A 25,812-nucleotide genomic window follows, 5' to 3' on the forward strand; every position below is an offset into this window, starting at 1 on the left:
ATCATATTAGTGTAGAATAAACGTCTTTCAATGCGCCTGTTAATTTAGCAGGTGCATTTTTTATTTGCCAGGAGGCGAAAGGGTATGAAGAAGTGTATCGGTTGCATTTGGTTAGTCCGGATCAACGAGAAAGTTTCTTTGTGTCCTTTTGCCTCTTGTTTCGTGAAGAAGAGACCAGGAGGTGATAATTTTGGCAAAGTTAACGGAAAAACAGAAAAGATTCGTCGATGAGTATTTAATTGACCTTAATGCGACAAGGGCTTACAAGGCAGCTTATCCCCGTGTGAAGAATGATGAGACAGCAAGTGTAAACGGTAGCAGGATGCTAAGAAATGCTAAGGTTGAGAAATATATCAATGAGCGCATGAAAGCACGTGAAAAGCGTACTGAGATTACCCAGGATAAAGTTTTAAAAGAGCTTGCAAAGATTGCTTTTGTTAACGGTGCTGATTTTGCCAAGGTTATCACCAAGAAAACTGATTCTGGTGGCGAGTATAAACAGGTTGAAATCGCTGATACAGATTCACTATCCGAAAATGTGAAGGCTGCCATTTCAGGAATCAAAGAAACAAAGTTCGGTATATCCGTTGAGTCTTACGATAAGGTGAAAGCTTTGGAGCTTATCGGACGTCACTTAGGCATGTTCAAGGATACGCTTGAGCTTTCTGGAAACATGAATGTGAATAATCCTTATGAAGGCTTAACAACAGAGGAGCTTCGGGAGTTGGCCCGAAGTGGTAAACATGAATAAGGTCCAGTTGGGTGCACAGATTGCATTGGCAAAACGTGATTTTTTTGAGTATTGCCATTTAAAATCGCCCGACTTTTACAAGTATGATCGTAAATATTTGATTGAGGTTGCTGACGATCTGCAAGCCTTCTCTGAATCTGATGACGATGTATTAATTTTCAACATGCCGCCTCGTCACGGTAAATCTAGAACTGCAGGTAATTTTGTCGAGTGGCTTTTGGGTAATAATCCTAAACTTAAAATTATGACTGGTTCGTATAACGAAACCTTGTCTACCACGTTTTCTAAAAGTGTGAGAAACACTATTCAAGAATTAAAGGCAGACCCAAACAGAGCCGTCTATTCAGATGTGTTCCCAGGCATTCGCATTAAGCAAGGCGACGGCGCTATGAATCTATGGGCGTTGGATGGTAGCTACAGCAACTATCTAGCAACGTCTCCCACAGGTACTGCGACAGGATTTGGTGCTGATTATATTCTCATCGATGACTTGATTAAAAACTCACTAGAGGCTAATAACGCAAATGTGCTGCAAGGGCACTGGGAATGGTTTACGAATACGATGCTTTCTCGTTTAGAGACTGGCGGTAAAATCATTCTAATCATGACAAGGTGGCACAGTCAGGACTTAGCAGGTAAGGCTCTAGAAGAATTGCCCAAGCTTGGATATAAAGTGAAGCACGTAAACATGAAGGCCTTGCAAGACGATGGCACGATGCTCTGTGAGGATGTATTAAGTCGTAAAGAGTATGACCGTAAAACAAAGACTATGGGTGCTGATATCGCATCAGCCAACTACCAACAGGAGCCCATTGACATACAAGGAAAGCTGTATTCCCATTTCAAAACGTATCAAGCGAATAATAAACCTGTGTTTAAGCGAATCGCTTCTTACACTGATACCGCAGACGAAGGTTCTGATTACCTGGCGTCTTTTATTTATGGCGAGACTTTCGACGATGATGCTTACATTCTGGATGTCGTTTACACCAAAGAAGGTATGGAAGTAACTGAGCCCTTACTTGCTAAAAAGCTTTATGATATTGAGGTTAACATTGCTCATATTGAATCTAATAACGGCGGTCGGGGCTATGCCAGAAGCGTTGAACGTATTCTGAAGGAAAAATTTAAATCGAATAAAACAAAGTTTAATTGGTTCTTCCAGGGTAAAAACAAAAAAGCTCGTATTCTATCCAATGCTACATGGGTAATGGATCATGTTTATTTTCCAGAGGGATGGCGTAATAAATGGCCGGAATTATATAAAGTATTAACCACATATCAAAAAGAGGGTAAGAATGCACACGACGATGCTCCGGATGCTCTCACCGGAATCGCTGAAAAAATGGGAGCATCAGTTCAAATTAAAACGTTCAAAGGAGGGATATAGATGGCTGTTTTCATACACCCAGCAGAAGAAGAGATTACATCAGATGTCGTGCAACATTTTATCGAGCTGCACCAGGCAGAGATACCACGTTATGAACGGCTTAAAAAATTGTATGAAAGTGACGCGCCTATTTTAAGCCAGGAAGATAAGCCAGAGTATAAACCGGATAACCGCCTAGTGGTTAACTATGCAAAATACATCGTGGACACGTTCAACGGTTATTTTATCGGGATTCCTGTTAAGGTTTCACATGACGAGCCTGGTGTAAATGAGCGAGTAGACGAATTTCAGACAAGAAATGATATGGATGATAACGTAGCAGAGTTATCAAAAATTTGCTCCATTTATGGCCACGGCTTCGAGATCCTTTACCAGAATGAGGAGTCGGAAACGTGCTGCACCTATAATAATCCACTGGATATGTTCATTGTTTACGATGATACGATTGCACAGAAGCCTTTATTTGCGGTCCGTTATCTGATAAACGATGACGACGAGTTAAAAGGTCAATTGTTTACAGCAAGCGAAGAAGTTGCATTGTCTGGAAAGGTTGACGATGTTGCTTTCGGTGAAACAGCATCGAATTTTTACGACGGCGTGCCGGTTATTGAATACATCGAGAACGAGGAGCGCAAGTCAATCTTTGAATCAGTGGAGACATTGATCAATGCTTATGATAAAGCAATTTCAGAAAAGGCGAACGACGTTGACTATTTCGCCGACGCTTATCTGAAAATACTTGGCGTTGAGTTGGATGAAACTTCGCTTCAGAATATCCGTGACAACCGCATTATCAATTTATTCGGTTCGGATAACATCAAAGACATCATTGCTGAGTTTATGGAAAAGCCAAACGGTGACGATTCACAAGAGCATTTACTGGACCGTCTCGAGAGACTGATCTATCAGATTAGCATGGTGGCCAATATCAACGATGAATCCTTTGGCAGTGCTTCTGGTGTTGCACTTGAATTTAAATTGCAACCGATGAAGAACATGGCAGCCATGAAGGATAGAAAGTTTGTATCAGGGATGAATCGTCGATTTAAAATGGTGTTCAACTTGCCTACAAATATAGAGCAGTCTAAAAAAGATGAGTGGCGTAATCTTAATTACAAGTTTACGAGAAACATCCCACGGAATACCAAGGATGAAGCCGACACAGCGAGCAAACTGCAGGGTGTTGTTTCGAAGGAAACTCAACTCGGTATTCTGTCTATCGTTGATAATCCTAAGCAAGAAATTGAACGTATGGCTGCTGAAAACCAGAGCAATCCATATCCGGAAGATAATAACGGGGACTTTGAAACTGGCGGTGAGGAATAATGAAATTTATAATCCCTGCGCTCATTTTAATAAATTTTATTATTATCGTCTCTGAGGGCCTGTTAGTTGATTTTATATTTTACCTCACCATAATTACTGTTTCTTATTACGCTGGGCGGTATCGAGGAAAACGTCATGGTTAACAAATCTTACTGGGAAAAACGAATGGAGCAACTGTTCATCTCCCAGGACAAACAAAATGCCAAACTTGATAAAAAGCTCCGCAAGGAATACTTGAGAGTTGAGGAAAGCGTAAAGAAAGAGATTGCTAGCTATTACACACGATATGGCACTGATAAAGTAATCGAATATCGTCAATTAGTCCTGGCATTATCTCCGGCTGAGCGCGATCTACTGTATCAAGACATGGACACATTCGCGAGGAAGTATCCTCAGCATGCTCACCTTATGCCTGTTCGTGAATCGATTTACCAGTTGAATAGGCTAGAGGGTTTGCAGCTTAATATCAGGATGCAGATGATGGAGCTTGGAGCATTTGAACAGGAAGGCTTTGAAAAGTTATTACGTGAAGCATACGAAAAAGGATACCTGTCAACGATGAAGGGATTGGACAATGCCCCATCCTTTTTTAGTGTGAATAATATTACGCTTCAACAGACCATCAATCAGAAGTGGATTAACGGTGCGAACTTTTCAGACCGTATCTGGGCGAATAAGGAACGACTCATTAACATGCTCACCAATGAAATCAGAGACGCCATTATCCGTGGCGATGATTATCAGGCAATGGCTCGAATCATCAAAAACAGAATGGGCGTTGGTGCAAATGATTCTCTGAGGTTAATTGTTACAGAGAGTGCTTTCGTGACCAATCAAGCTAATAAGCAAGCCTTTATGGATGCGGGTATTAAGCGTTATGAGATTAGCTCCGTTATGGACCGTCGCACCAGTCCAACTTGTAGAGGACTGAACGGTGAGAAGTTTGAGTTTAACAATGCTAAGGTGGGCGTTAATTATCCACCTTTTCACGCCTGGTGCAGGACTACAACTGTACCGATTGAAAACGATTAAAAAGGGTGAGGCAAATGAATTTAACTATAGGCGGAGGAGTAAAGATGCAAACAATAGGTGACTTTAGTTGGGCATTACGCAGATTATTAGATGGTGCAACGATTGCTCGTCGTGGATGGAATGGCAAAGGTATGTACATTCAATTACACAAAGGAACAGATTTTGAACATGCCATTATAGAGCCATTTTTAGTTATCAAGAATGTGAATAATTCGTTTAACACGTGGGTTCCTAGCATAAGTGATCTATTAGCAATTGATTGGGAAGAGGTTGAAAACGGTTAGGCGGTGAAATATGGGAAGCGTAAAAAATCTTGTTAACAACGATGTCGCTTGGCTAGTTGAGGAAATAACTAAACTGTACCAACAAGGCGCTGTTAAAGGGTTAGTGGTTCAGATTATGCAAACTAATGGCGAGTTTATCACTGGGTCATGCGGCGATATTTCTTTCTTGGAAAAGCTCGGCATGATTGAGTCAGCTAAACAAGATATTTATTTAAGTGCAAATGAATAGAGGTGCCGGAATGAAGCTATTTCGATGGTTATGGGTGAGACTTGGACAAGCAAGACATGACTATAAGTTAATCGCTCACTCAGACTTACACGTGTGCAGCAAATGCGGAAACACTCTGAGAATTCCAATAGGTAGCGAGTTTATGTATAGATTAAGAGAGTTTAAAGGTTGTAAGAAGTATTAAGTCCTAGCAATTGCCGGGGCTATTTTTTATGTCCATAACCGTGCTGGTGACGTTAAACTGCATGCGTTAATAATAAAGCCCACCAAGGCTATAAAGAGTGAGGAGAATAGACATGAAATTAAATCCATTTTTACCGTTAACAAAACCTGTGATTACTTGGGCACCACCAGTAAGAAAACCGTTATTGCCGTTAAACTTGCAATTCTTTGCTGATGATAACGATTCTGATAATCAAGATAACCAAGACGACGATCAAGATAATCAGGATAACGGAAGTGATCAGGGTAGCAGTAACAAAGATAAAGGTCAAAAAGCGAAAACCTACACGCAGGATGAGCTAGAAGAAATCATAAAGCAACGACTGGCCCGTGAAAAGAAAGCAGCTGAAAAGGCGATTAAAGAGGCTGAAAAGCTTGCCAAAATGAACGAGGACCAAAAGAAGCAATACGAATTGGAAAAGCTTCAAGGTGAGCTCGAGGAGTACAAGAAAAAAGAAGCTTTCTACGGCTTATCCAAAGAAGCTACTAAAATGCTTTCTGAAAAAGGCATTACTGCCAATGATGATGTGCTTGCATTCGTGGTGAAAGAAACAGCCGAGGACACACAGGATGCGGTAAAAGCGTTTGTGGATTTAATCAATGCAAAGGTCGAAGAAGGCGTTAAAAAAGCTTTGTCCGGTAAATCACCTAAAGTGAATCCGAATCCAGGACTGAAGAATCCATTTAGTAAAGAACATTTTAATTTAACGGAGCAGGGACGCTTGAAAAGAGAAGATCCCGAACGATACAAAACATTAAAAGCCTTAGCAGGCAAATAGGAGGAATAAAAGATGGCAGAAGTAAAATTAGCAGATGTTATCCAACCAGAAGTATTTACGGAGTATGTAACAAACCGCACCGTTGAAAAATCAGCATTGTATCAATCAGGTATTATCGTGAACGATCCACAGTTTAACATTTTAGCGAGTGGACCGTCTAAATTAATGGACATGCCTTACTGGAATGATTTAGCTGATACAGAAGCAACATCTGTGGCAGAAGCAACAGACTTAACTGCTGAAGGTATCACAACCGGCAAAGATGTAGCGCGTAAAATCATGCGTGCTCAAATGTGGGGGGCTAACAACCTAGCTGGTGCTTTATCCGGCACTGACCCAATGGGTAAAATTGCAGAATTAGTATCTGATTATTGGGTACGTCAAGACCAACGTATCTTATTAAACATTTTAAAAGGTATTTTTGCGGCCGAGTCAATGGCTACTAACGTATTTGATATTTCAGAGAAGGCTGCCGGCGCTAATGTGTTATCACCAGAAGCGTTTTTAGATTCGACTCAATTACTTGGAGATAGCAAAGAGCTATTAACTGCGGTAATGATGAATTCTTACACTGAAACATTTTTACGCAAGTTAAACTTGATTGAATACGTACCAGTCGCTGATCAAGGCAAACCAATTCCGTATTTCATGGACAAACGTGTAATCGTTGACGATATGGTACCGTTCAGCACAACAACTGGTATCGGCGACATGTTCCTGTTTGGTCAAGGTGCTATCGGTCAAGGTAACGGCTCAGACCCTAACATTGTTCCAACAGAAGTTGATCGTGACGCTCAGAACTCTGCTGGTATCGATTACCTAATCAACCGTCGTATCCAATTATTCCACCCACGTGGTATTAAATGGACTGAGACGGAAGTAGCTGGTGATTTCCCAACTAATGCTGAATTAGCTACTGGAACTAACTGGACAAAGGTATACGACACTAAAAAAATCCGCGTTGTGAAATTTACTTTTGGCACAACTGCAAACGCCTAAGGAGCTGAATCCAGATGGCATATAAAGTAATTACTAATTTCTTCGATATCGAGGATAATAAGCGCTTGTACGAGGTAGGGCAAACCTACCCTCGTGCTGGCTTTGAAGTTTCTCAAGAGCGCATCGAATACTTGCTGAATAAACAAAACCAATTTAAGGGTCCGTTTATAAAACAAGTAGAAGATGAAGTTGTAGAAGAGGAACAACCTAAACGCAAAAAAGCAAGAGGGAAAAAGGGCGCTGAAAAAGCAGAGGTTAGTTTGAAAGACGGTGAATAACCATGGATATTGCATCTAGGGTTCTTATTCGAAAGCCTGACATAACTGAGGGATTGCTGAATGAGTTAGAAAAGACTGCAACGGACCGTATTAAGTTACGACTGGGCTTAACTGCTTTTCCAGAGGAGCTAGACTCCATTGCAGTGGAAGTGATTTGCGCTATGCACAATCGCTCCTACCACGAAGGTATTAAGCAAGAGAACGTTGACACATTCAGCGTTTCGTTTGTGGATGATATTTTAAAAGAATACGAGGCTGATTTTGAAAACTTTCTCAGATTGAAAGAAAAAGCAGCTAATGCTAATAGAGGGGTGTTGAGGTTTCTATGAGATTTCAACCCCTTTTTCTTTTTGCCCATCAACAGACAGGCACTGATGCACTGAATAATCCGATTATGGAGCTCGTGCAGATCAGTGAGTCAGAAGGTCGCTTTTCCAATTGGACAGCTGAACAAATTGCCTTAGACAATCGCGAGGTTACGGCACATAACCGTAAAATCATCACGCGAGAAACAAAGGAAAACCTTCTGAAAGCTGTCACCATCCAGTTTGATGGAAAGTATCACACCATTACTCAAATCAGAGGCGAGGACACAGACCGTTGGCGCATTTTAGTCGTTAACAGGTATGGAAGTGATGAGCTGTGAGATTTGAATGGGTAGGCACTACTCAATTGGCTAAAAAGCTGATTGAGAAAAGCGAGGCTGATTTTGAAGAAGTGGCTGAGAAAAACATCCGTGACATTTACACACGTTCTCAGCAATCTGGGGGCACACCTGTTGGAGATTACAAGGGCGGCGGACAGTTACGTAAGTCTGCACAATACCGTGGTGATGAGATGGGATACAACGTCCATTACGCTCCACACGTTGAGTATGGGCATCGATTAGTCAATGGTGGCTACGTGCCAGGACAATATTATTTAAAGCGAAATGTCGACACACAGCGACCTATTTATAAAGAGGATCTACGCAATAAATTAAGGGAGTGATACCGTGCTTCAGAAACTATCATTTACAACGGTATTAGCAGCCGTTATTCAAAAAGTTGAGGAGAATACTGGATTACGTTGTTATGATAGCGTGCCGGTTAACGCTCCTATGCCTTATTACCATGCTGAAATGCTTGGCTCTATCCCTGAGAAAAGTAAAACGATGATGAAAGACCGATATCAGTCAGTGATTCATGTTCACGCTACTGGTCCAGAATCTGTGCAGTTATTCGAGGCAGTCCACAAGCTTGAAGAAGCTTTAACAGAGGATATCGAGTTGCCTGGTGATTATGAAGTAACCCTTCAAATTCCGAACGGTGTTTCTCAGATTATCAATGAAGTCGATGGAACAAAGCACGGCGTCATCGGTTTTGATTTTGTTGTTTTCTCAGGATATAAAATGAAAATTTAGGAGGAATTCAAATGAGTTCAGCTTTATACACACAATTAACTGGACAGCTTAGCAAAGCGATTGCCGGTAAAGATATTATCTTATCCATTTGGGATGTTACAGGAGCTGCACTTTTAGCTATCGCTGGTCAACAAGGTCTTACTATCAACCGTGATAAAGACACCATCGAGGTTACAGCTAAAGATAGTGCAGATGGATGGAAACAAAAGATTGCTGGCGGTAAGGAATGGTCCATCGATAACGACGGCGTCTATGTCCGCAGCGATGATTCTCATAAGCAGTTGAAAGCAGCCTTCGATTCTGATGAGCCTGTTCTCTTAAAGGTAACTAATCAGAAAGCACAAACAGAAATGTTTGCCGGTCTTGCTTTATTAAAAAGCTACCCTGTTGAAGCTCCTTATGATGATGCAGTCACTTACACTGCATCGTTTGACGGTACTGGTCCGCTGGTTGACCTTGAGGATGTTGCCATCCCTGTTACACCTTAATAGTTTAGGAGAGTGAAATAACATATGTTTACTGTTGATGGAACGACTTACACGTTGAAATACAATACCCAAAAAGTGAAAACGATTGAAATGGTTACGAAAACAAGCGTAGTCGGCGAGGTTACCCGCAACAATGGCATCATGCCATATGCTACTCTAGAAGCTTTGTTTTCTTTCGCACTAATTGAAGAGAATACAAACTCAGTCGTGAAGCAGAGAGAGGCAGCAGAGATGTTTCAAAAAGTGGTTGAGGAAAACGGCTTAATCACTGTCAATATGGCGATTGTTGAGAAATTACAGGAAGATTTGGGTTTTATGTTCCGGTAGAGCTCATTGAGAGCAGTCTACCGAGAGAATATGATCCAACTCCGAACGATATAAAAATGGCAGAATTGGCTAGGGATTTTTCTTATGAAAAGGACCTAGCTTTTTTTGTTGTCCATTTTCATATGTCACCGAGTGAATTTAACCTTTTAACCGAAAAGGAAAAGATGTTCATCCGGAAAGAGCATGAAAATAAATTTATCCATGACACGACCTGGATGCGGAATGCCATGTTAAACGCTGAAGCGAACGCTAACCGTAAAAAAGGTCGCAAGTTTATGGAGTTATTCCCTAAAAAGCAATCGAAAGCAGACAAGGAATACAACGAAAACGCCGTCAAAACCATTCTCGAAATGGAAGAGAAAAACGGTAAGGGTTGGGTAGACATGGTCTACAAGGCAAACGGAATGAAAAAGCCTATCCCGAAAGAAAGGGGTAAATAGATGGCTGATTATACTTTAAGTGCAAAAATCACAGGAGACGCTAGTGGTTTTAATAGGGCGTTTCAGAGTGCTAACGATACATTGAATCAATTATCAGAACGAACCAAGGCAGCTGGTGACAGGATTAGTTCGTTTGGTCAGAAAATGGCGATTGCAGGTGCAAGTATTACTGCAGGTGTTACGATGCCATTTGTTAATGCGATTAAAACAACCGCAGACTTCGATAGTGCAATCCGTAAAGCTGGTGCTATTGCTGGTGCAAGTGCAAGCCAGCTACAAGAAATGACAGACGCTGCTCTCGAATTAGGTGCCTCTACATCTTTATCAAGCAGTGAGGTAGCCGTAGCCATGACTGAAATGGCGGCAAAAGGTTTTGATGCTAATCAAGTAATTGCTGCAATGCCTGGTATCATTTCTGCGGCTGAAGCATCTGGCGAGGATCTAGCTTTAACAGCTGATACGATTGCCAGTGCGCTGAATGGTTTTAGATTAGAAGCAGACCAATCCAACGAGGTTGCTGATATCTTAGCTATGACAGCCAATAAAACGGCTGCCGGGATTAGTGATTTATCCTACGCGTTTAAATACGCGGCACCAGCTGCAAGCAGTTTAGGCATTAGCATCGAGGAGTTATCAGCTGCTACCGGTATTATGGTCAACGCTGGTCTTGATGGATCTAACGCGGGTACCACATTGCGAATGGCTTTTAATCGATTAGCTGCACCTACTAAAGAAGCATCTGAAGCTATGTCAGCATTAGGTTTTAGCGCAGTCGATGCAAACGGAAACTTTAAGCCGTTGCACCAAATCGTGGGAGAGTTAGAAACTGCGATGGCTGGAATGACAGAAACCCAAAAACTAGCAACATTATCCACCATCTTCGGTACAGAAGCCGCATCCGGTATGCTCATCCTACTCAATGAAGGTCAGGAAGGTTTACAAGGTTTAACGAAAGAACTTGAAAACTCTGCGGGCGCTAGTGCCTCTGCAGCTGAACAAATGAAAGCAGGTATAGGTGGGGCGCTCGAAAACCTTAGCGGTGCTATTGAGTCAGCAACAATCAGCGTTATGAGTCAGTTAACCCCGTTAATTACAAAAATAGCAAAGTTTGTTACTGACCTAGTAGAAAAGTTCAACGGTTTGGATGACGGCACAAAGAAAATCATCGCTTTTGCTTTAGGAATTGCCGCGTTATCAGGTCCTGTACTAACAGTATTAGGAATCATGGCATTAGCAATAGGCGGTCTTGTTTCGTCTCTTGGCTTTTTAATAAGTCCAATCGGCTTAGTAATTGGTGCAATTGCTGCTTTTGGAGTCGCTTTTGGTGTGGCGATGGTAAAAAGCGAAACCTTTCGAAATAATGTGATGATGGTGTTTGATTTTATTCGTGACAAAATCACAGGTGTAATACAAACCATTACTCCTATACTGCAAGGATTGTGGACAACTATCCAACCTATTTTGGCAAATGTTGCAGCTTCTCTCAGTGAAGCATTCAGCAATATGGGCCCGACCATCATAAGCACATTGAGCACGATTGGCTCACAAATAGGAGCTGTGTTTCAAACAATTTGGGGGATTATCCAAGCAGTTATCCCAATATTCACAACTCTATTCTCAAGTATTATTTCAGGATTCCAGGATGCAGGTGGAGTAGGTAGTGGCTTTGGAATACAACTAGGATCTATTCTTCTTGGCCTGAATCCAGTGGTAAAAATGGTCATCATGCTATTTCAAAACTTCGGACCTCAGATTATTGGAGCTTTCCAACAGATTGCCCAAATGATTATTCCGGTAGTAACCACCATCGGCACAGCGATTGGTCAACTAGCATCTGCAGTTATTCCGATGATCATGTCTGCACTACAAACCTTGATTCCTGTGGTGATGCAAGTAGGCATGACGTTTATGTCTATCATTCAAACCGTATTACCGGTTGTGATTTCGCTATTTAATCAATTAGTTCCTGTTATCATGCAAGTTGTTACAATCGTGGCTGGCATAATCGCTCAAGTTGTGCCGTTAGTAGGTGTGCTTATCAGTGCATTACTGCCTGTTATCCAAAGCGTGATTGCAGCGTTTATGAACATTGTTCAGACTGTTGCACCTGCATTTATTGCAATCATAGGAGTGATTATGTCCGTTATCCAGGCATTGTTGCCAATCATCATGGCAATCGTGACGGTGGTCGTTGAGGTAGTCGCTAATATCATTTCAGTTGTGAGTCCGATAGTCGCATTTATAGCCGGAATCATTAACGCAATCATGGCAGTTATTGTGCCGATTATTGTTTTTGTAGCTGGGGTAATTGCTAGTATCATCGATGTAATCAGACCGATTATCGAGGTTGTAACAGGTATTTTCACCACAGTGTTCAGCGTTGTAAGTGGAGTTTTTAGGAACATCATGACCTTTATCGGTTCTGCGATTAATAGCATCGGTACTGTTATCAGCGGATTAAGTTCGGTAGTATCTGGTGTTTTTAATAGTATCCGAAGCATTATATCAGGCATCATGGACGGCGTATCAAACAAAATTACGGGCGTGTTTAATGCCATTAAAGGCGCTTGGAATGGTTTAACCTCGTTTGTCAGTGGCGTTTTTAGTGGTATTTCTGGTGCCGTCAGTAAGCTAGTCGGACAAGTAAAAGGCTTCGTTAACGGTGTTATTAGTGGAATTAACAGTGCAATCTCCATCATTAACAAAATACCGGGTGTCCACATAGGTAAAATACCACAACTTGCTCGAGGAACAGATAACTGGCAAGGCGGTTTCGCCATCATGAACGAAGGTGGTAGAGGTGAGCTAGTCAACTTGCCAAACGGTGCCCAAGTTATCCCACATGATGTCAGCATGAAATATGCAAGGGAATCAGCCAAGCAGACCAGTGACACGATCATCATCCAAGACCGACTAGACAGGTCAGAAGGATACGATCAACCAACGATTAACGTTTATAACGAGTGGGACGGTGAGCAAGTACGCACTTATGTTGAACGCGGCAATGCTAGACGGTCTAGAATTACAGACGGATTTTACGGGAAGTAGGTGAGCCTAATTGGACGTATTAATTGAAAAGTTAAACGGTGAAAAGAAATTGTATTCCGAGATTGGGCTCATCGCCCGTGATTTTCTCGTTTCAACCGCAGATGTCAGAGAGTATAAATCAGAGATTCAAGGCAGACCTGGTGACATTGACAAAGGCGCTGATTATGGACCGAAAACAATCGTTACTCCGTTTGTTTTTGAGTCTCCTGATGTTATGGAGTACGCAGATACACGCGACGAGGTTTTAAAGTGGTTAGGTGGAGTAGAACCTTTCTGGATTTACGAAGGGCGATATAACGGCCTAGTAACATCTGACGGCCATGAGACTTTTTATGAAGCTGAAATCAGATACAAGAAAAGGTATCTTGTCCGCAGAAATAGCAATTTAGCACCTGACCAAAACGGCAAATACGGAATCGACTCTATCACCTTTAAAACGGTCGGCTTACCGTTTGCTGAAACGCCGGACACAACCTTGAACATGGATATAGAATACGATTACTCGTTTAACAATCCTACCACCATCCAAGTTTACAACGGTGGGACTGAAGCCGTAGATCCAGAGGAGGGCATGGGGCTAGTAATCGAATACCTTGGAGCAAGCACCAACCTTAAACTTGAGAATCTAACCAACGGCTCGGTGTGGAGCTATACAGGCACGACATTAGCTGGTCACGGTATCAAGATTGATGGTGTCCACTCAACGAAGAATGACCTGTCAATTGTAAGAGACACAAACCTCGAACTGATTAGATTGGAGCCTGGCTGGAACGAAATAAAAGTTACTGGGGCAACATCAGGAACACTGAAGTTTGATTTCCCGTTTTATTATAGATAAGGAGGCGCAGAATGTTAGCAATTAAGGATTTGAATGGCGAAGTTTACCCGTTAACAGGCGCCTCCGATATTATCAGAAAGCGCCGGGTTAATGGCGAAAAGGAATTCTATTTAAAATTACACAAGACAAGAAGCAACGCACCTTTTTTCGACAATATCGATAAACTGTGGCGCGTTATTGATTTTGCTGGTGAAGAATACCCTATCATGCTTTTACGTGATGTGTCAGAAGGGAACAGCTACACAAGGGAGTTTAGCTGCCTACACAGTTTTTTCGATGATATGCGAAATCACGTTATATACGAAACGTTTAGCAGTTCAAAAACTTTCGATGATATGATGGCTTTCATCTTCACTGGTTCAGGCTATTCATATAACATTATCGGCACATTTTACGCCCGAGAATTTGAAAATTTCGGGGATGACTACGGATTAGAACTTTTTAAAACTGCCATTGAGAGATACGGTGCTGAGTTTAGTGTTACTGGAAACAACATCAATTTACGGACGCAGATAGGCAACATTACAGACTTCCAGTACCGCCATAAATTTAACCTGGAATCACTTGAGCGTGAAGTTGATGCGCTTGACTTTAGCACCTACGGAGAATTTTTTGGCAAGGATGATCTACACATAACCTACACCTCGCCACTTGCTGAAGTTTATGGAGTCAGACCAATTAAAGCGATACGTGATGACCGTGTTACGGATACAGAAACTGCTACTAATCGATTAAAAGAAGCAGTGGACAACAGTTGGAAAATCACTTTAACCGTTAAATTATCAGACCTGCGAGCAGCTGGGTACAATCGTAACCATCCGAATGAAGGTGACACGATTATCCTAGTTGATGACAGATTAAATGGTTTTAAAGTTGACGCAAGGATTGTTGAGATCGTTGAGAAGCTTAGTCGAAAAGGAAAAGTGCTTGATTGCGATGTGACGCTATCCAACTTTAGCAATATATTCGAGCAGCAAAGACGCATCCACAACGCAACCAAGACGATTGCTGACGCGATAGACGGTAAGCGACCTTTACCATTTGAAGCTCTTGCCATCGCTGTCCAGCAAGCCACGAAGGATTTACAGAATGCTCAAACAGAAATCACCTTCCCTGAGAATGGTGGTTTTTTGCTGATTGATAAAATAGACCCTAACATTTTAGTGGTCATTAATTCTGCCGGAATTGGATGCTCTGAAGATGGCGGTCAAACCTTCAATTATGCGATGACAGGTAAGGGGATTGTTGCCGACCTCATCACTGTTGGGTATATGCTATTTGACAGAATTAGAGGCGGTACCTTAATCCTTGGAGGACCTGAAAACGGTAACGGAAAAATGCAAGTGCTGGACGCTATGGGAGAGATTATCGCAGACCTTGACGCTGAGCGAGGAGGTTTTGATAAACTCTATGTCGGTGATTTATACTCGCCTACTGTTGAGAGAGTTAATAAAACAGATGTTAATCTTTACGTTGACCCACTTAACGGTGACGACAATGATGACGGTTTTACTTGGGGAACAGCTAAAAGGACAGTACAGGGTGCGCTGGATAGTCTAGATAAGATTAACTATGCTGTATGTACAATCCGTGTCCATGTTGATAACGGCCGAAACATTTTTGAAAATATCAATATTTTCGGCTTCCACGGCTCAGGTGATATCATTATCGACTTCCAGACCAAGCTCAACAAAGTAATCGGCACCGTATTAGCGAAAGGATGTACAAACGGCATCGAAATGCGAAACGGTACGGTCAACACAGATTCGGAAACATTCGCGGCAATAAAAGCCGATAGATGTAAATATGTGAATTTAATAGGCATGGAAGTGTTTGGCAACAACAAAAGTTACGCTGCTTATGTCGTTTCAGGCGGCACGGCTGCGAGACTCCATAACTGTAAAGGGTGGAATGTGGCCGACGTTGTTCGCAGTGAGTCAAACTCACATGTTTATATAGATAACTGCGATGGATTAGCTTCTAGTTCAGGTCTTGCAGCTGTTGATACCGGAATCATTAGAGGGTACGGAGCAGCACCGGCAGGAGCAACACAAAATATTTATGAGGCTCGCGGCGGCGATGTATTGAGTAATTTTACGTTTCCGTCTGCCCCAGTTCCACCTACACCACCTCCACCACCTGAAGCAACTAGACAAATTGGTACTAATAGCGGTAACAACTGGTCTGAGTCTGGTTACTGGTCAAATGATGGTGTTAAGCAAGGTAATTACGGCTACGGAAATCGTAGAGGATGTTGGTTCTTCGGCACATCTATCCTAGACACAATCGGCACAGGAAAAACGATTAAATCCATGCGAGTACATGTCACAAGAACCAATAACGGAGGATCTTCGTCACCGCAAAGATTATCATTGCGTGCGCACGGACATACAGGACAACCAGGAGGAGCACCTAGTCTTAGCGGCGAGATTGGTAGCATTAGTCTAGGATGGGGACATTCAGGTTGGATTAATGTTAGCTCTAGTGTTTACGCTGCTTTTGCAAACGGCTCTTATCGCGGTTTCGGACTATATTCTGATAACGGTTCAAACTACGCTATCTGTACAACATCCTGCACTGTAGAAATAACGTATCAATAAGTGGGTGAAAATGTGAAAATTGTACTGTATAAAGATGAGAATATTTTAAACGTAATAGATGGTGTAAACGATGTATCTATTGATGATAAAGATATTGTGTGGAGTGATGGAGCATTAAGAGGCGTTAAGGCCGAGTACATTATTGTCAATGACGACACGGTAGTAGGGGGATCGATTACCAATGAGTTATTATCACTTGACCTTAGCGATAATTATCAGACACCACCAAAAATCGATGAGGTGGCCGAAATGAAGAAACAGCAAACTGATCTTATCTTTGAGTTGATGCTCAAGGGGGTTTTATGAAATGGATTGGCATAAACAAGCTGAAAACGATTGGTCCATTTACCAGGACGCATCGCGCATTAAAAAATATGTGCAATTCGGTAAAATCACCGAAGAACAATACCAAGTAATAACCGGAGAGTCTTATACATCATAGGACTCTTTTTATTTTGAGGAGGTGCGAAATGCTGAAAAATTTCAATGTTGCTGTAGACACAGTAAAAGAGCTCAGAAATAAACAATTCATCGTTAACACGAACGATTTGAACACGATTAAACTGTCTATCACCATCCTAAGCGACGGGGAACCGTACGATCTAACTGGAACTGCGGTAAGATTAGCGGTCAAGAAGCCGGACAAGCTATCTGTTTTCCAGGACTGTACAATCACGGATGCAACAGCAGGTAAGTGCGAGGTCGTATTGGCTACGCAAGCTTATATCGTGCCTGGTGTTCATTTCGCGGAGGTGATGGTGTATCTTGACGGCTCAAGTAAGGTCGCGGTATCTGGACGGTTTGCTTATACAGCTAGTCGAGGCTTGCTGGATGACGAATCTGTCGAGAGCACAAACGAGTTGCAATCCATTACTCAAGCACTTGCAGACATCGAAACTGTAGTACAGGATTTACGTGATAATGGTACGGGTATTGATGCACAAGCTCGGTCAGATATCCAAACTCTTACGACGGATATGGCTCAAAAAGCGGAGCAAATATATGTTGATGGTGGACTTGCTAATAAAAGAGATAAAGTCACTTTGATTGATGATGCGGATATTACACAAAATCTCAGAAATATGATAACAGGGACAACTCCTGTTAATAACGCAACACCGGCAACAGGAAGTGTAACAGAAGTAACACTTGATGCCATTCAAAAATACAGAATGTTGCAAGGAAATAAATATCCATTCTCAGCATATAGCACAGTTGACAGGGATACGGATGTAAAATACGCTAAATTGCTTACTGCTATTGTTGATGCAAAAATATACGGCAAAGTTGACATGGATAAGTCCTATTTCCTTAAAACTTTCGCTCGCAACCACGCTTCCATGAATTATAGAATAGATATCCACGACAGCGATGACAAAAAAGTATGTGGTGGAGACAGTGCATTTGAAGTAACAGAAAATGCAAATGGATTTACAACCGTTATTATTCCTCCATACAACAATAGTGGGATTACTTGTGAAATTATAATCGATTACACAAAGGTTGACGATGGTGCAGTATATTACGGTGTTGTGGACTGTACCCCTGAAAGATACACCTTCGATAAACAATGCTTATTGAATGATTATTTAGTAAAAAGAGATAGCAATATTTTGAGTTTGAACGAGCAGACGTTTAAAGCGTTCGAAAGGTTCTCTGCTGGTGATATTAACGCTAACGAATATGAATTGGCTAAAATCTATTCCGCAATTCAATTTTTAGAAATTATTGGATCAGACCAAACAAAGCCACACAAATTAAGGGCGATATCACGCAATTACGGTAATATTGGCGATTCTGTTAATCGGTGGGGTTGGAGATTTATTATTGCGAGAAAAGATGGCTCTTCATGGGTGGATATTTTAGACACTGGAAAAGAATTTGAAATAGTTGAGCAAAATGGAGTTACCGAGGTTTCTTATAATAACGGTACAGTAAAAGCAACAATGAGGGTTAATTATAGTCTGTTGCCTGATAATTACGCTAAAACATTAGACGTTGCAGATCCGTTGTTTAGCATTAAAAAGGAATGTATTGTTTCAAGTTCAACGGTTGAATCATTAACTATCCCTAAGAAAAACCTAGTGGTATTTAATTTCACTAATAAAGTGTTGGATATATATTCAAAGTACGGTTCAAACTCTGACATCAAATTCACTTTTGAAAAGTTTTCTGTCAATCAACTGTTTGCTTTTCATTTAATTAATAAAAATGTAAACACAGAATCAGAGCCACAAGAGTTTACAGGTGGTACAGTTATTAATGCTGATTTAACAGATTGGATTGGACCTTATTATGTTCAAGCTGTTAACAATGGGGATGGAGGAACTAAAGCGAGAACAGGCGGATGTCATGGTAGTAATGGTGACGCTGAAACAGGATTCGCTACAGGGATAACAGATAAAATTGAAGTTATTTGTGACGGTAAACGATTAGTGACTGATGAAACAGTTAAATGTGACAAAGTTGATGTATATGTTAAGAACAGAATAATGGCATATAACACAAAATCAGTAAGCAGATATGTGTTGGAGGAAAAAGTCCATTATCACATAGAAGGTTCTAAAGTCGATGTTAAGGTTGAAATTAGACCACTTGAAGATATAATCATTGAAGATTACTACGGTCAACAAGCAGTTAACCGATACTACGATGGAATTTATTATATACAAGGTCAACATGACGATATTGTTGCTACTTTAAATACAGCATCAGACAGTGGTCAAAAACAAGATTATTTTGTTAGTCAAGCAGTTTTGTCAAAAAGTGGAACGAACGAAACCATGTTAATGTCAATGGACAACACAAGAGGATTAGGCACAAGAGAACTACTACCATTAACAAGTCCTTGTATTAGGTGTACTGATGTTGAAAAGACATACATGTGGTTAATTTATAATAACAGCACTCCATTTGATACAAACGAAATAAAGTATTGGATAGGTAGTTATGAATTTAGAAACGTTGATTAATGCACAATCGGAAGATATTGCGACGTAAGCAAAGTTTGTGAATGGCAAGAAACAGATTGCCTGTAAGCACTGCAACAGATCTATTTAAATGCAATTAAAAGAGCAGCCGGATCACTCCGATTGCTCTTTTTTTAGTCCTATTTCAACAAGCTTGCGAATTGCATCACTTCTATTTTGTAATTTTTTATCATGCCAATACTGCTCGATTTGGTCGACCATCTCATTTGGGAAGGTCACTAATATTTGTTTATTTTTATCTTTGTCTACTGCCATTATGTAGCACCTCCATAACCAGTATAAGTTATATAACTTGTTGTTGACAACGGGAATGTTTGTTTGTATTCTAGTTATAAGGGTTATATAACCAATACAAACTAAGGGAGATGGAGATATATTGGCAAACGACACAGCCAGACTTGCTAACGATTTAAAAGTAACCGTGAGCACTTTGGTACCTGACGTCGAGATGATGAAACTGGAAGTAAGACTTGAGGAAGTGTTGAGCAACTACGAAATTACAAGAAGGTCTGAGAAGGACATCGAGAATGATTTTGCGGATAAGATTGATATTTATCTAGCAGCTCGGAAAATTGAGGGGTTATCAGAGATCACGTTGTCTGGGTATCGAAATGATTTAGCGTTGTTCTCCGCATATGTAAATAAGGCGGTTGTCCAGGTTACAACATCAGATATACGGAAGTATCTAGCCAGTAATAGCAAGTGGATGATGAGCACTGTGGAATCTAAACTGTCTAAGTTAAAAACATTTTTCGGGTGGATGGTAAAAGAGGAAATGTTGTTGCGCGATCCATCTGCAAAGATTAACCCGCCTAAAAAGCCGAAAAGATTACCAAAAGGCCTAACGATTGAAGAACTTGAGATTGTTCGAGATTCGTGCAAAAGCCTACGCGAAAGGGCGATTATGGAGGTGATGTATAGCACAGGATGCCGTTTGTCAGAGATTAGAAACATGAAAGTATCTGATATTAATAGCCAAGAAATGTCCATGCACGTAATCGGAAAAGGTGATAAAGAAAGAATCGTTTACCTGTCCATCAAGTCCATGCACCAGCTGAGAAAGTATTTAAAAAGCAGAAATGATGATTGTGAATATCTATTCGCAACGGAGCGCAGACCAATTAGACAGATGTCGGGGCGTGCCATCGAAAGAATTGTTGAAAAAATACAATCACGTGCAAAGCTTTCAAAGAAACTTACACCTCACGTATTCAGACATACAACGGCCACGCTCATGATGGAAAATGGAGCAGACCTTGCAGACGTGCAACATATTTTAGGTCATGAGCAGCCGTCTACAACGATGATATATGCACATGTTTCTGAAGAACGGAAGAAACAGGCACATAAGAAATTTCATGTTCAATAAGAGTCCTTCGGGGCTCTTTTTATTTTTATTAAAAGGAGATGGTATGTTTTGAAACATAACACAGACACACTTTACTCATCAATCGTAGGAGGAGGGACTGTCGTTACGTCGTACCTACTCGGGGGGTTTGACCAATTGATACTGGCTTACTTTGTTTTAATGGCATCTGATTATTTAACTGGCATCCTCTCTGGTTTTTATACAAAAAGTATCAGTTCGAAAACTGCAGCAAAGGGATTGCTTAAAAAAGGCGCTATGATAGTGCTTGTTATCGTAGCTAACCAGCTGGACATTGTGACTGGCAGCGGAGACGTAGCACGTAACGGCATGATTATGTTTCTAATCGGTCTTGAGGGTATCAGCATTTTTGAGAATTTAGGGAAAATGGGTGTTAAAGTTCCAACTTTCTTATCACAAGCATTTTCACAACTTAAAGATAAAGGGGATGGCAAGTAATGGGTAAAATCATCGACATTTCACACCACCAAGTACCAAGTAATATTAACTATGACGAGTTAGCTAAGCACGTTGACCTTGCTATTATACGCACTCAATATGGCTCAAAAACTATCGACAAGCACTATAAAACACACCATGCCGAATTTAGAAAACGTGGCGTACCAACCCAAGCATATGCGTGGGTAAGAGGCGTAAGCATTGCTGATATGGAAGTTGAGGCTACAGATTTTTATAATCGCACCAAAGAGTTTAGTCCAGAAGTGTATTGGCTTGATGTGGAAGAGAAATCAATGTCTGATATGCGAGCTGGTGTATCAGCGTACATTAAAAAACTCCGTGAATTAGGAGCTAAAAAAGTTGGAGTGTATATCGCACACCATCTATTCACAAGCTTTCATTTGGATTTATCGGAAGCTGATGCAGTTTGGATTCCTCACTACGGCAAAAATAACGGGGATTTGAACAGTAAGCCTGCTTATCCGTGTGACTTGCACCAATATACAAGTGTTGGTCGTATCCCAGGCTATGATGGTAATCTTGATATCAATATTTTGACTGGCAGCAAACCGTTAGATTGGTTCACGGGCGAACAAGTAGCAGCTGCACCTCAACCGACTACAGCTCATCCGAATAATGATGCTTATATGCACATCGTTGTAAAAGGCGATACATTGAGCGCTATTGCTACAAAATACGGCCTTACTGTCGGATACATTGCAAATCTAAACGGGATTGAAAATCCTAATAAGATTTATCCTGGCCAACGTTTGATGTTGAAAGGAAATATTCCTGTTCAAACACAACCAGCAGCAAAAAGAACAATCCATCTTCCAGCTACGGCGTCAACGTGGACAGTTTACAAGCTTAATAGACCAGCAGTTAAGGCTAATCCTTCCAACATTGCCGGAACGCTTAAACCATCGAAATTCGGTGGTTTATCATATGAAATCTTAAAAGATCTTGGCGGTTGGGTTTTTGAAATCCAAACTGCTAATTTTGGACGTGTTAAAATCTACGGACATCCTAGCACTGGTGCGATTGTAAAGTAAAAAAGTGAAGCCCTTCCATAATCGGAGGGGCTTTTAATCTTTTTACCAGTTACCTGTAGCAACACCAAACTCTTTAACTTCTGGAACCATTGAATCGATTGTAGATGCAGCTAAAACTAGCTTTATCATTGGTTCGGTATCATTCGGAGTAAAATCCTCTTTATTAACAGTTATTTGTGCAATTTTAATATCACCTTGTTTAACAGCAATCGTTACGGTTTTTGCGCCGTCCAAATCAGCTTGTTGTATAAAATTATATGTCTGATTGAATACGTGTTGAGTGGCTAATCCAGGTGTTACTTTTTCACTCATATGTACAAAAACGGTGATATGTTGAGTAATATCTCTCGCGTCTGTTACTTCAACTTTTTTAGCATAGGCAAAAACAGAAGTGTTAATCTTCGCTTCTTCCTTTTTCGGGGCATCTTTTTTCTTTGATTCTTCTTTTTTCTCCGAGGACTTTTTCTCTTTAACCTGTTCAGTTTTTTCTTTTGGATCTTCCTTTACAACTTCATCTGATCCACAGGCTGCTAAAAATAAAGCAGCAAAACACAACAAAAATAATTTCTTCATTACAATTCCTCCTTTTCAAATTATTAATTCTATATTGTATGAAACAATCCTCTTTAATAATAAAAAGAGCCCCTTATGCGGGAGCTCACATCCAAAAATCATCGTAATCTACGCTATGACCTACTTTCTTTAGTGCTTTCAGAATCTTATTTGCTGTGGATCCATTTGGTTTGGCATCTGATTCACTGCATAATCGACTAACAGTACCTTTACTCACTTTAGCGTTATCCTCTACCCACTTTTGGGAAATTCCCCTTCTATCTAACCATTTTCCAAACTTACTTCTATCCTTACCTAGTCCAAAAAAGCTAAACATTTTTCACACCTCGTCATATGTATTTAGCCTAGTTTTGTCCTAAAGTTCAATTTTTTATACCTTTTCGGATAATTAATTTGGAATATCGTACAAACAGTATCAAATACACTTTACTATACAGTATCAAATACGCTTCACTATTCGCTTTCAAAGTCGCTACATGCACACTATCACGTATTATCACGTATCTACTGCCTCAATGGATTGATCGACATTTTTATAATTCGTTTTCAAGTAAACTATTTATCAATAGATAAATGAAAGAAGGTGGTGGGATGCTCTTTGAAATTGCGTCAGCAACAATGTTTGGTGGTTTAGCTGGATTAGCATTTTTAAAAAAGTCTGCTCTCGTCAACGATGCCGAAAAAATCCAAAAAATTTGTTATAACTGCAAGCTAACGGTAAAAGAGAACGGCGATATTAAAACTATCCAGCTGCACCGAAAGGAGAAGCATGATTGGGGAACAGAGTACGTTTACAGGATTCCACTGGGACTATCTTTCTCAGATTTTGAAGGCAAGCTGGACCACATTCGTGATGGCTTGAACAATAAGAAAACCTATATCGATTTTAAACGGTTTTTACAATTAAACTTTGAAACTAATTTGCTGACACAGATAAGAGACATCTTCCAAACGCGAAGTAGCGTACATCAAAAAGACGTCGAGCTTGAGTTCGATGGTATGCTGCGAGTAAAAGTACTTTGTAATGACCTTCCAACTAATCTTCTATTTGATGAGACAATGCTTGATGAATGTTCCAACTGGGAGATACCTCTCGGGCAAACTCGTTATGGTTTCATCACGCATGATCTTGAGCAAGGACATATCACGTTAGCAGGAGCCACACGTAAAGGTAAAACTGTTCTTCTAAAACTAATCATTTCGACTGTTATCCATCAGAATCCAGAGCACGTCAAATTATCGCTGATTGACCTTAAAGGTGGTTTAGCCTTCACACGTTTTAAAAACGCGAAACAAGTTGAGTCTGTGGCCACAGACTTGGAGAGTGCGCTTGAAGTGTTAACTAAAGTTAAAAACGAAATGAAAGAAACAGAAAGGGAGTTTGATCAGAATGGATGCGAGGACATTAAAGAAGCTGGCATTCGCACTCGACATATCATTGTGGTTGATGAAGCAGCACAAATCTCGCCCAACATCGTCACGGGGAAAGATAAAAAGGAAAAAGCGAAGCAGTGCGAAGAAGCGCTCTCGGAAATAGCGCGAATCGGTGCAGGCTTAGGTTACAGGTTGATCTATTGCTCCCAGTACCCAAAAGCCGAGGTGATGAATGCTCAAATCAAACAAAACTGCGATACGGTCATCACTTATAAATTGCGTGACGCTGTAGCCTCTAGGGTAGTGCTTGATGAGTCGGGAGCAGAATCCTTGCCAATACCAGGTCGTGCTATTTATAAGACGCCTGATGGCACACAGATTGTGCAAACACCTTTTATCGATAACGATCAAATTGATAAGTTGATCAAACCTCATATTGTGATTCGACCACGAAAGGAGCAGAGGGAAAGTGACATTGGAGAAAGAAAGACGAGAAGAAGCGATACTTTTGAGCTTACGGAAATGTGATTTTTTATCAAGGGAACAATTGCAAAAAATGCACGAACTTGGTCAGACTCGAAATGCTCAACGTGTGCTCGGTAACATGAGTGAATACCTGTCATATTTCACCGAGGAAAGGAAAAAAGTGTATTATTTGAACGCAGCTGGCCGTGAACGTGTGCAAGCTGAGAAGGTGAGAAAAAAGACGGTTCAGGTGAATCACTTTCTTATGAGAAACGATCTATTCATCGCAAAGGGAAAACCATCTACCTGGAAGAATGAAGTAAAAATATCCATCCCTAATTCCTCTTTATCGCTTGTAGCTGATGCGGTCTACACTTCTAACAAACTCCACCATTTTGTTGAGGTCGATTATAAACAAGCCATGTCCCAGAACACAGAAAAAATTAAGAGATATAAAGAGTTATATACGTTTAATCCTCAGTTTGTGCTTGTGTGGGTAACGACAACACCGTACCGTAAGAAACGCTTAGAGGCACTGTGCGAAGGTCTTAAATGCCAGGTGTATTTGTGGGATGACATTAAATAGGAGGGCACAACATGAGAACGCAAGCTATGTCTATTAAAGATTTTATGTCTGGCGGATATAGGGAGAGGGATAGAGCAAAGAAGGAACGATTCCATGACAAACTTGACAAAATTGGAAAGCTAGGGGCAGGGTTAGCCCTTCCTTTGGCTTTCGGTTCTCCAATAGGTGCGGTTTTGGGTGCGTCAAGAGCGTTTGCTGCATCTCCAGAAGCAATTCCCGCAACGGCAACGGCTGCCATCGGCGAAAAGTCGCTTGAAATAATCGCTCATGCACTAGATCCAGTTGTCGAGCTGCTCGTTGCCATTAGTTTTCCGATTGCATCGATTATCATTGTTGGAGCTTGTTTCTTCTTCATGTTTGGCATGAATGACCGTGGGTGGAGTGTGATGATGAATTGCGGATTAGGATATGTTCTCATCCAGCTATCGCCTTTAATCTTAAACATCCTCAAGCAAGTCGGAAATGCTATATAATTCCTCGTTTTGTTTAGTTGTTTTTATGTGCCGTCCTCTAC

General features: G+C 40.9%; 31 protein-coding genes. 28 read left to right on the top strand and 3 right to left on the bottom strand.

Annotated features, from left to right (window positions below; all coding sequences use genetic code 11):
• The first annotated feature begins 190 nt into the window (after positions 1-190).
• The 22 genes from FXW34_RS21500 (at position 191) to FXW34_RS21605 (ending at position 19,405) form a co-directional block, all read left to right on the top strand.
• Positions 191-751, top strand: a complete 561-nt coding sequence (locus tag FXW34_RS21500; RefSeq protein ID WP_147536087.1) for a terminase small subunit — start codon at positions 191-193, stop codon at positions 749-751.
• Positions 744-2,141: a phage terminase large subunit gene (gene terL, locus FXW34_RS21505; RefSeq protein WP_147536115.1), complete on the top strand. Its 1,398-nt coding sequence runs from the start codon at positions 744-746 to the stop codon at positions 2,139-2,141. The genes FXW34_RS21500 and terL overlap by 8 nt, the downstream gene beginning before the upstream one ends.
• The gene (locus FXW34_RS21510; protein WP_147536088.1) at positions 2,142-3,467 is read left to right on the top strand and encodes a phage portal protein; all 1,326 of its coding nucleotides are present in this window, start codon (positions 2,142-2,144) and stop codon (positions 3,465-3,467) included.
• Between the two features lie 135 nt (positions 3,468-3,602).
• Entirely contained in the window at positions 3,603-4,499 is an 897-nt protein-coding gene (locus tag FXW34_RS21515; protein ID WP_147536089.1) for a minor capsid protein, read from the top strand.
• A 44-nt stretch (positions 4,500-4,543) separates the two neighbouring features.
• The gene (locus FXW34_RS21520; RefSeq protein ID WP_187119059.1) at positions 4,544-4,783 is read left to right on the top strand and encodes a DUF2829 domain-containing protein; all 240 of its coding nucleotides are present in this window, start codon (positions 4,544-4,546) and stop codon (positions 4,781-4,783) included.
• A gap of 10 nt (positions 4,784-4,793) precedes the next feature.
• On the top strand, positions 4,794-5,012 hold the full coding sequence (locus tag FXW34_RS21525) for a hypothetical protein (protein WP_147536091.1): 219 nt from the start codon (positions 4,794-4,796) through the stop codon (positions 5,010-5,012).
• A 296-nt stretch (positions 5,013-5,308) separates the two neighbouring features.
• A complete protein-coding gene (locus FXW34_RS21530) occupies positions 5,309-6,013 on the top strand; it encodes a DUF4355 domain-containing protein (RefSeq protein ID WP_147536092.1) in 705 nt (234 codons plus the stop codon).
• Between the two features lie 12 nt (positions 6,014-6,025).
• On the top strand, positions 6,026-7,012 hold the full coding sequence (locus FXW34_RS21535; RefSeq protein ID WP_147536093.1) for a major capsid protein: 987 nt from the start codon (positions 6,026-6,028) through the stop codon (positions 7,010-7,012).
• Between the two features lie 14 nt (positions 7,013-7,026).
• Entirely contained in the window at positions 7,027-7,290 is a 264-nt protein-coding gene (locus tag FXW34_RS21540; RefSeq protein WP_147536094.1) for a hypothetical protein, read from the top strand.
• 2 nt (positions 7,291-7,292) lie between these two features.
• On the top strand, positions 7,293-7,619 hold the full coding sequence (locus FXW34_RS21545; protein WP_147536095.1) for a phage head-tail connector protein: 327 nt from the start codon (positions 7,293-7,295) through the stop codon (positions 7,617-7,619).
• Positions 7,616-7,936 (top strand): hypothetical protein, encoded by a 321-nt coding sequence (locus FXW34_RS21550; RefSeq protein WP_147536096.1) that lies wholly within the window; start codon positions 7,616-7,618, stop codon positions 7,934-7,936. The genes FXW34_RS21545 and FXW34_RS21550 overlap by 4 nt, the downstream gene beginning before the upstream one ends.
• Positions 7,933-8,280, top strand: a complete 348-nt coding sequence (locus FXW34_RS21555) for an HK97 gp10 family phage protein (RefSeq protein ID WP_147536097.1) — start codon at positions 7,933-7,935, stop codon at positions 8,278-8,280. The genes FXW34_RS21550 and FXW34_RS21555 overlap by 4 nt, the downstream gene beginning before the upstream one ends.
• Before the next feature lie 4 nt (positions 8,281-8,284).
• The gene (locus FXW34_RS21560; RefSeq protein WP_147536098.1) at positions 8,285-8,692 is read left to right on the top strand and encodes a DUF5072 family protein; all 408 of its coding nucleotides are present in this window, start codon (positions 8,285-8,287) and stop codon (positions 8,690-8,692) included.
• Between the two features lie 11 nt (positions 8,693-8,703).
• Positions 8,704-9,180 carry a phage major tail protein, TP901-1 family gene (locus tag FXW34_RS21565; protein ID WP_147536099.1) on the top strand — a complete coding sequence of 159 codons (477 nt, stop codon included), beginning with the start codon at positions 8,704-8,706 and terminating at the stop codon, positions 9,178-9,180.
• Between the two features lie 24 nt (positions 9,181-9,204).
• The gene (locus FXW34_RS21570) at positions 9,205-9,507 is read left to right on the top strand and encodes a segregation and condensation protein B (protein ID WP_147536100.1); all 303 of its coding nucleotides are present in this window, start codon (positions 9,205-9,207) and stop codon (positions 9,505-9,507) included.
• 56 nt (positions 9,508-9,563) lie between these two features.
• A complete protein-coding gene (locus FXW34_RS21575) occupies positions 9,564-9,947 on the top strand; it encodes a phenylalanine racemase (RefSeq protein ID WP_187119060.1) in 384 nt (127 codons plus the stop codon).
• Positions 9,948-12,995: a phage tail tape measure protein gene (locus FXW34_RS21580; protein ID WP_147536101.1), complete on the top strand. Its 3,048-nt coding sequence runs from the start codon at positions 9,948-9,950 to the stop codon at positions 12,993-12,995. It begins immediately after the preceding gene.
• A gap of 10 nt (positions 12,996-13,005) precedes the next feature.
• Positions 13,006-13,833 carry a phage tail domain-containing protein gene (locus tag FXW34_RS21585; RefSeq protein ID WP_147536102.1) on the top strand — a complete coding sequence of 276 codons (828 nt, stop codon included), beginning with the start codon at positions 13,006-13,008 and terminating at the stop codon, positions 13,831-13,833.
• 11 nt (positions 13,834-13,844) lie between these two features.
• Positions 13,845-16,433 (top strand): phage tail protein, encoded by a 2,589-nt coding sequence (locus FXW34_RS21590; RefSeq protein ID WP_147536103.1) that lies wholly within the window; start codon positions 13,845-13,847, stop codon positions 16,431-16,433.
• Positions 16,434-16,445: 12 nt separating this feature from the next.
• Positions 16,446-16,739 (top strand): hypothetical protein, encoded by a 294-nt coding sequence (locus FXW34_RS21595; protein ID WP_147536104.1) that lies wholly within the window; start codon positions 16,446-16,448, stop codon positions 16,737-16,739.
• 1 nt (position 16,740) lies between these two features.
• A complete protein-coding gene (locus FXW34_RS21600) occupies positions 16,741-16,875 on the top strand; it encodes an XkdX family protein (RefSeq protein WP_147536105.1) in 135 nt (44 codons plus the stop codon).
• Between the two features lie 28 nt (positions 16,876-16,903).
• Positions 16,904-19,405, top strand: a complete 2,502-nt coding sequence (locus tag FXW34_RS21605; RefSeq protein ID WP_147536106.1) for a BppU family phage baseplate upper protein — start codon at positions 16,904-16,906, stop codon at positions 19,403-19,405.
• 111 nt (positions 19,406-19,516) lie between these two features.
• On the opposite strand, the gene FXW34_RS23115 is transcribed toward FXW34_RS21605, so the two are convergent.
• Positions 19,517-19,678: a ribbon-helix-helix domain-containing protein gene (locus FXW34_RS23115; RefSeq protein ID WP_187119061.1), complete on the bottom strand. Its 162-nt coding sequence runs from the start codon at positions 19,676-19,678 to the stop codon at positions 19,517-19,519.
• Positions 19,679-19,799: 121 nt separating this feature from the next.
• Here FXW34_RS23115 and xerA point away from each other — a divergent pair, with 121 nt between their 5' ends.
• Genes xerA through FXW34_RS21620 form a run of 3 tightly spaced genes read left to right on the top strand, consistent with a single transcriptional unit; the run spans position 19,800 to position 22,300 of the window.
• The gene (xerA, locus tag FXW34_RS21610) at positions 19,800-20,792 is read left to right on the top strand and encodes a site-specific tyrosine recombinase/integron integrase (RefSeq protein WP_246141247.1); all 993 of its coding nucleotides are present in this window, start codon (positions 19,800-19,802) and stop codon (positions 20,790-20,792) included.
• Positions 20,793-20,840: 48 nt separating this feature from the next.
• Complete coding sequence (locus FXW34_RS21615; protein WP_147536107.1) at positions 20,841-21,248, top strand: phage holin family protein; 408 nt, start codon at positions 20,841-20,843, stop codon at positions 21,246-21,248.
• Entirely contained in the window at positions 21,248-22,300 is a 1,053-nt protein-coding gene (locus FXW34_RS21620) for a GH25 family lysozyme (protein WP_147536108.1), read from the top strand. The genes FXW34_RS21615 and FXW34_RS21620 overlap by 1 nt, the downstream gene beginning before the upstream one ends.
• Before the next feature lie 42 nt (positions 22,301-22,342).
• Here FXW34_RS21620 and FXW34_RS21625 read toward each other — a convergent pair whose 3' ends face one another.
• Both FXW34_RS21625 and FXW34_RS21630 read right to left on the bottom strand, forming a co-directional pair.
• Positions 22,343-22,873 carry a hypothetical protein gene (locus FXW34_RS21625; protein ID WP_147536109.1) on the bottom strand — a complete coding sequence of 177 codons (531 nt, stop codon included), beginning with the start codon at positions 22,871-22,873 and terminating at the stop codon, positions 22,343-22,345.
• A gap of 85 nt (positions 22,874-22,958) precedes the next feature.
• On the bottom strand, positions 22,959-23,189 hold the full coding sequence (locus FXW34_RS21630) for a helix-turn-helix domain-containing protein (RefSeq protein ID WP_147536110.1): 231 nt from the start codon (positions 23,187-23,189) through the stop codon (positions 22,959-22,961).
• A 275-nt stretch (positions 23,190-23,464) separates the two neighbouring features.
• Here FXW34_RS21630 and FXW34_RS21635 point away from each other — a divergent pair, with 275 nt between their 5' ends.
• From FXW34_RS21635 to FXW34_RS21645, 3 genes are read left to right on the top strand one after another with little or no spacing between them, the layout of a single operon-like run.
• Entirely contained in the window at positions 23,465-24,775 is a 1,311-nt protein-coding gene (locus tag FXW34_RS21635) for an FtsK/SpoIIIE domain-containing protein (RefSeq protein WP_187119062.1), read from the top strand.
• Positions 24,717-25,298 (top strand): replication-relaxation family protein, encoded by a 582-nt coding sequence (locus tag FXW34_RS21640; protein WP_147536112.1) that lies wholly within the window; start codon positions 24,717-24,719, stop codon positions 25,296-25,298. Before FXW34_RS21635 ends, FXW34_RS21640 begins: the two co-directional genes overlap by 59 nt.
• A gap of 11 nt (positions 25,299-25,309) precedes the next feature.
• Positions 25,310-25,771, top strand: coding sequence for a hypothetical protein (locus FXW34_RS21645; RefSeq protein ID WP_147536113.1), 462 nt, complete (start codon positions 25,310-25,312; stop codon positions 25,769-25,771).
• Positions 25,772-25,812 lie beyond the last annotated feature (41 nt).

The sequence above is a fragment of the Bacillus marasmi genome (assembly GCF_902168435.1).
In the GTDB taxonomy this organism is placed as follows: Bacteria; Bacillota; Bacilli; order Bacillales; family Cytobacillaceae; genus Bacillus_BU; species Bacillus_BU marasmi.